We start from the raw sequence: 6016 nt of genomic DNA, 5'->3' as shown, positions 1-6016 counted from the left end.
TCAATGAAAATCAAAGAGCAAACTAGGAAACTAGCCGCAGGCTGTACTTGAGTACGGCAAGGCGACGTTGACGCAGTTTGAATTTGATTTTCGAAGAGTATAAGTGAGCAGCTTATAAATTCAATTCCCCAAATAGATTCATACTAGTATCTTTTGCAAAAAATAAAGGGCGGACTTCCTTCATGAATATCAATTTCATCTATAAGGAAGGTAGCTCATTGAACTAACTTATTTATTCTGTTTGTCGCTAGAAAAATCAGACCTCCTTGTGAAGATTGAGGAGATACTGAATGAAAATCAAAGAAGAAACTAGCAAGCTAGCAGTAGATTGCCCAAAACACCGCTTTGAGGTTGTAGATAAGACTGACCTATATAATCCAAGGTGAAGCGACTGTGGTTTGAAGAGATTTTCAAAGAGTATAGGTTAGAGAGTGTAGTGTTTTTATGTCCTTCTAGTAGAAAATGCTAGACAGAAGAATGGGGAACTTGGATAGGAAAAATAGATTGAGAAAGGAGGTTAGAAGAGATGATTATTACAAAAATTAGCCGTTTAGGAACTTATGTGGGAGTAAATCCACATTTTGCAACATTAATAGATTTTCTAGAAAAAACAGGACTAGAAAATTTAACAGAAGGTTCGATTGCTATCGATGGTGATTGATTGTTTGGGAATTGCTTTACTTATCTAGCAGATGGTCAAGCAGGGGCTTTCTTTGAAACACACCAAAAATATTTGGATATTCATTTAGTTTTGGAAAACGAAGAAGCCATGGCTGTTACGTCGCCGAAAAATGTAAGCGTTACCCAAGAGTATGATGAAGAGAAGGATATTGAATTATACACAGGGAAAGTGGAACAGTTGGTTCATTTGAGAGCTGGCGAATGCCTCATCACTTTTCCAGAAGATTTACATCAACCCAAGGTTCGTATAAATGATGAACCTGTGAAAAAAATTGTCTTTAAAGTTGCGATTTCTTAATGTAGAAAGGGAAGAACGATGAAAAAAATGAGAAAGTTTTTATGTCTAGCTGGAGTTGCGCTAGCAGCCGTTGCCTTGGTAGCTTGTTCAGGAAAGAAAGAAAGTACAACTAGTACTGAACCACCGACAGAATTATCTGGTGAGATTACAATGTGGCACTCCTTTACTCAAGGACCACGTTTAGAAAGTATTCAAAAATCAGCAGATGCTTTCATGCAAAAGCATCCAAAAACGAAAATCAAGATTGAAACATTCTCTTGGAATGACTTCTATACTAAATGGACTACAGGTTTAGCAAATGGAAATGTGCCAGATATTAGTACAGCTCTTCCTAACCAAGTAATGGAAATGGTCAACTCAGATGCTTTGGTTCCGCTAAATGATTCTATCAAGCGTATTGGACAGGATAAATTTAACGAAACTGCCTTAAATGAAGCAAAAATCGGAGATGATTACTACTCTGTTCCTCTTTATTCACATGCACAAGTCATGTGGGTTAGAACAGATTTGTTAAAAGAGCATAATATTGAGGTTCCTAAAACTTGGGATCAACTCTATGAAGCTTCTAAAAAATTGAAAGAAGCTGGAGTTTATGGCTTGTCTGTTCCGTTTGGAACAAATGACTTAATGGCAACACGTTTCTTGAACTTCTACGTACGTAGTGGTGGAGGAAGCCTCTTAACAAAAGATCTTAAAGCAGACTTGACAAGTCAACTTGCTCAAGATGGTATTAAATACTGGGTTAAATTGTATAAAGAAATCTCACCTCAAGATTCTTTGAACTTTAATGTCCTTCAGCAAGCTACCTTGTTCTATCAAGGAAAAACAGCATTTGACTTTAACTCTGGCTTCCATATCGGAGGAATCAATGCCAACAGTCCTCAATTGATTGATTCGATTGATGCTTATCCTATTCCAAAAATCAAAGAATCTGATAAAGACCAAGGAATTGAGACCTCAAACATTCCAATGGTTGTTTGGAAAAATTCAAAACATCCAGAAGTTGCTAAAGCATTCTTAGAATCACTTTATAATGAAGAAGACTACGTTAAATTCCTTGATTCAACTCCAGTAGGTATGTTGCCAACTATTAAGGGGATTAGCGATTCTGCAGCCTATAAAGAAAATGAAACTCGTAAGAAATTTAAACATGCTGAAGAAGTGATTACTGAAGCTGTTAAAAAAGGTACTGCTATTGGTTATGAAAATGGACCAAGTGTACAAGCTGGTATGTTGACTAACCAACACATTATTGAACAAATGTTCCAAGATATCATTACAAATGGAACAGATCCTATGAAAGCTGCAAAAGAAGCAGAAAAACAATTAAACGATTTATTTGAGGCTGTTCAGTAGATGTAAAAGACTAGAAAATAGGTGGGCTAGTGAGCTGAAAAGCCCTAGCCCAATCTTGTAAAAGAAGGGAGAAGGAGAATGGTTAAAGAACGTAATTTAACTCGCTGGATATTTGTTTTGCCAGCTATGATTATCGTAGGATTACTCTTTGTTTATCCGTTTTTCTCGAGTATTTTTTATAGCTTTACCAATAAGCATTTGATTATGCCCAATTATAAATTTGTTGGTTTAGCTAACTATAAAGCTGTGCTATCAGATCCCAACTTCTTTAATGCGTTCTTTAATTCAATTAAGTGGACCATTTTCTCATTAGTTGGTCAAGTTTTAGTAGGGTTTGTATTGGCTTTAGCTCTTCACAGAGTACGCCACTTCAAGAAATTATATAGGACCTTATTGATTGTTCCTTGGGCATTTCCTACCATCGTTATTGCCTTCTCTTGGCAGTGGATTCTAAACGGGGTTTATGGCTACTTACCTAATCTAATCGTAAAATTAGGTTTAATGGAACATACACCTGCATTTTTGACAGATAGTACATGGGCATTCCTATGTTTGGTGTTTATCAACATTTGGTTTGGAGCACCAATGATTATGGTTAATGTGCTTTCAGCTTTGCAAACAGTACCAGAAGAACAATTTGAGGCTGCTAAGATAGATGGTGCTTCAAGTTGGCAGGTGTTCAAGTTTATCGTCTTTCCACATATTAAAGTAGTTGTAGGGCTTCTAGTTGTTTTGAGAACTGTATGGATCTTTAATAACTTTGACATTATCTACCTTATTACGGGTGGTGGACCGGCTAATGCTACAACGACGCTTCCAATTTTTGCTTACAACCTGGGTTGGGGCACTAAATTGTTGGGTCGTGCTTCAGCAGTTACAGTGTTGCTCTTTATCTTCTTGATGGCGATTTGCTTTATCTACTTTGCTATCATCAGTAAGTGGGAAAAGGAGGGTAGAAAATAATGAAGAAGAAATCCAGTATTTATTTAGATATTCTCTCACATGCACTCTTGATTGGTGCGACTATTGTTGCAATTTTCCCATTGGTATGGATTATCATATCGTCTGTCAAGGGGAAAGGGGAATTGACTCAGTATCCAACACGATTTTGGCCTGAACAGTTTACATTAGATTATTTTATACATGTTATCAACGATTTGCACTTTATTGATAACATTCGAAATAGTTTAATCATTGCCTTAGCTACAACCCTTATTGCGATTATTATTTCTGCTATGGCAGCCTACGGTATTGTTCGATTCTTCCCTAAATTGGGAGCAATCATGTCGAGACTACTCGTCATTACCTATATTTTCCCACCAATTTTGTTAGAAATTCCCTATTCAATTGCCATTGCTAAAGTTGGGTTAACAAATAGTTTATTTGGCTTGATGATGGTTTATCTATCTTTTAGTGTTCCATATGCAGTTTGGCTCTTAGTTGGATTTTTCCAAACAGTTCCAATTGGAATTGAAGAAGCAGCTCGAATTGATGGTGCAAATAAATTTGTAACGTTTTATAAAGTTGTGCTACCGATTGTAGCACCAGGTATTGTAGCAACAGCCATTTATACATTTATCAATGCTTGGAATGAATTCCTGTATGCCTTGATTTTGATTAACAATACAGGAAAGATGACAGTAGCAGTAGCCCTTCGTTCACTTAATGGTTCAGAAATACTAGACTGGGGAGATATGATGGCAGCATCTGTTATTGTAGTTCTTCCATCAATCATTTTCTTCTCTATCATCCAAAATAAAATTGCAAGTGGATTGTCAGAAGGATCTGTGAAGTAATACTCAATGAAAATCAAAGAGCAAACTAGGAAACTAGCCGCAGGCTGCTCAAAGTACAGCTTTGAGGTTGCAGATAAAACTGACGAAGTCGGCTCAAAACACGTTTTTGAGGCTGTAGATGAAGCAACGTTGACGCGGTTTGAAGAGATTTTCGAAGAGTATAAGTTAAAATTAGAAAGTTTATTCAATAATAAAGGAGAAAAACATGGTTAAATACGGTGTTGTTGGAGCAGGGTATTTTGGAGCTGAATTGGCTCGCTACATGCAAAAGAATGATGGAGCAGAGATTACTCTTCTCTATGATCCAGATAATGCAGAGGCGATTGCAGAAGAATTGGGAGCAAAAGTAGCAAGTTCCTTAGATGAGTTGGTTTCTAGCGATGAAGTAGATTGTGTTATCGTCGCAACTCCAAATAATCTTCATAAGGAACCGGTTATTAAGGCTGCACAGCATGGTAAAAATGTTTTCTGTGAAAAACCAATTGCGCTTTCTTATCAAGATTGTCGCGAGATGGTAGATGCGTGTAAAGAAAACAATGTAACCTTTATGGCAGGACATATTATGAATTTCTTTAATGGTGTTCATCATGCAAAAGAACTCATTAATCAAGGAGTTATCGGAGACGTTCTATATTGTCATACAGCTCGTAATGGTTGGGAAGAACAACAACCGTCAGTATCATGGAAAAAAATTCGTGAAAAATCAGGTGGTCACTTGTATCACCACATCCATGAATTGGATTGCGTTCAATTCCTTATGGGGGGCATGCCTGAAACTGTAACCATGACAGGTGGAAATGTGGCCCATGAAGGTGAACATTTCGGTGATGAAGATGATATGATTTTTGTCAATATGGAATTTTCTAATAAGCGTTTTGCCTTGTTAGAATGGGGTTCAGCTTATCGTTGGGGTGAACATTATGTCTTAATCCAAGGAAGCAAAGGTGCCATCCGCTTAGACTTATTCAACTGTAAAGGAACTCTTAAGCTAGATGGGCAAGAAAGCTATTTCTTGATTCACGAATCGCAAGAAGAAGATGATGATCGGACTCGTATCTATCATAGTACAGAGATGGATGGAGCAATTGCTTATGGTAAACCAGGTAAACGTACTCCATTATGGCTATCATCTGTCATTGATAAAGAAATGCGCTATCTGCATGAGATTATGGAAGGAGCCCCAGTATCAGAAGAATTTGCAAAACTATTGACAGGTGAAGCTGCCCTAGAAGCAATTGCTACTGCAGATGCTTGTACCCAGTCTATGTTTGAAGATCGCAAAGTAAAATTGTCAGAAATTGTAAACTAAATTTTGGTATTCTCCTATTATAGGTCGACTTGCTCCTCTGAAAGTACTTTTAGAGGAGCTGTTTGACTTGGCTAGTTTTTGAAACTGAAATCTATTATACTACAAACTCTTGAAAGCGTTTTAATTTTAAGGTATAATAATCTCATAGAAATAAAGAAAAAAGAAAGGGAGGAAAGAGGATGCCACAGATTAGTAAAGAAGCCTTGATTGAACAAATCAAAGATGGAATCATCGTTTCTTGTCAGGCTCTTCCTCATGAACCGCTTTATACAGAAGCGGGAGGGGTGATTCCCTTGCTGGTCAAAGCGGCTGAGCAAGGTGGAGCAGTCGGTATCCGAGCCAATAGTGTTCGCGATATCAAGGAAATTAAGGAAGTCACCAAACTTCCGATTATTGGGATAATCAAACGAGATTATCCGCCACAAGAACCCTTCATCACGGCTACTATGAAAGAAGTTGATGAATTGGCAGAACTGGACATCGAGGTGATTGCTCTGGATTGTACCAAGCGTGAACGCTACGATGGTTTGGAAATTCAAGAGTTCATTCGTCAGGTCAAGGAGAAATATCCTAACC

The 6016-nt window shown here is 37.5% G+C and carries 5 protein-coding genes and 2 pseudogenes; all 7 read left to right on the top strand.

The window, feature by feature from the left end; genetic code table 11:
• The first annotated feature begins 526 nt into the window (after window positions 1-526).
• Window positions 527-979: pseudogene (locus HT703_RS08585) on the top strand (YhcH/YjgK/YiaL family protein).
• 18 nt (window positions 980-997) lie between these two features.
• Window positions 998-2335, top strand: coding sequence for a sugar ABC transporter substrate-binding protein (locus tag HT703_RS08580; RefSeq protein ID WP_000738778.1), 1338 nt, complete (start codon window positions 998-1000; stop codon window positions 2333-2335).
• 78 nt (window positions 2336-2413) lie between these two features.
• Entirely contained in the window at window positions 2414-3298 is an 885-nt protein-coding gene (locus tag HT703_RS08575; RefSeq protein ID WP_000237984.1) for a sugar ABC transporter permease, read from the top strand.
• A complete protein-coding gene (locus HT703_RS08570) occupies window positions 3298-4131 on the top strand; it encodes a carbohydrate ABC transporter permease (RefSeq protein WP_000730467.1) in 834 nt (277 codons plus the stop codon). Before HT703_RS08575 ends, HT703_RS08570 begins: the two co-directional genes overlap by 1 nt.
• A 6-nt stretch (window positions 4132-4137) precedes the next feature.
• Window positions 4138-4344, top strand: a complete 207-nt coding sequence (locus HT703_RS11825; RefSeq protein ID WP_000693340.1) for a hypothetical protein — start codon at window positions 4138-4140, stop codon at window positions 4342-4344.
• Window positions 4337-5440 carry a Gfo/Idh/MocA family oxidoreductase gene (locus HT703_RS08560; protein WP_000241720.1) on the top strand — a complete coding sequence of 368 codons (1104 nt, stop codon included), beginning with the start codon at window positions 4337-4339 and terminating at the stop codon, window positions 5438-5440. The genes HT703_RS11825 and HT703_RS08560 overlap by 8 nt, the downstream gene beginning before the upstream one ends.
• A gap of 179 nt (window positions 5441-5619) precedes the next feature.
• A pseudogene (locus HT703_RS08555) lies at window positions 5620-6016 on the top strand (N-acetylmannosamine-6-phosphate 2-epimerase); the annotation flags it as partial.

It is taken from the genome of Streptococcus sp. 3874 (genome assembly GCF_013276425.1).
Taxonomy (GTDB): domain Bacteria; phylum Bacillota; class Bacilli; order Lactobacillales; family Streptococcaceae; genus Streptococcus; species Streptococcus pseudopneumoniae.
The sequence above is the reverse complement of the archived record's forward strand: the minus strand, read 5'-3'. Positions and strand labels throughout refer to the sequence as shown.

What these genes read in the sequence shown, in the direction of transcription:
- HT703_RS08580 (WP_000738778.1), top strand. Translation starts at nt 998, where the DNA reads ATGAAAAAAATGAGAAAGTTTTTATGTCTAGCTGGAGTTGCGCTAGCA.
- HT703_RS08575 (WP_000237984.1), top strand. Translation starts at nt 2,414, where the DNA reads ATGGTTAAAGAACGTAATTTAACTCGCTGGATATTTGTTTTGCCAGCT.
- HT703_RS08570 (WP_000730467.1), top strand. Translation starts at nt 3,298, where the DNA reads ATGAAGAAGAAATCCAGTATTTATTTAGATATTCTCTCACATGCACTC.
- HT703_RS11825 (WP_000693340.1), top strand. Translation starts at nt 4,138, where the DNA reads ATGAAAATCAAAGAGCAAACTAGGAAACTAGCCGCAGGCTGCTCAAAG.
- HT703_RS08560 (WP_000241720.1), top strand. Translation starts at nt 4,337, where the DNA reads ATGGTTAAATACGGTGTTGTTGGAGCAGGGTATTTTGGAGCTGAATTG.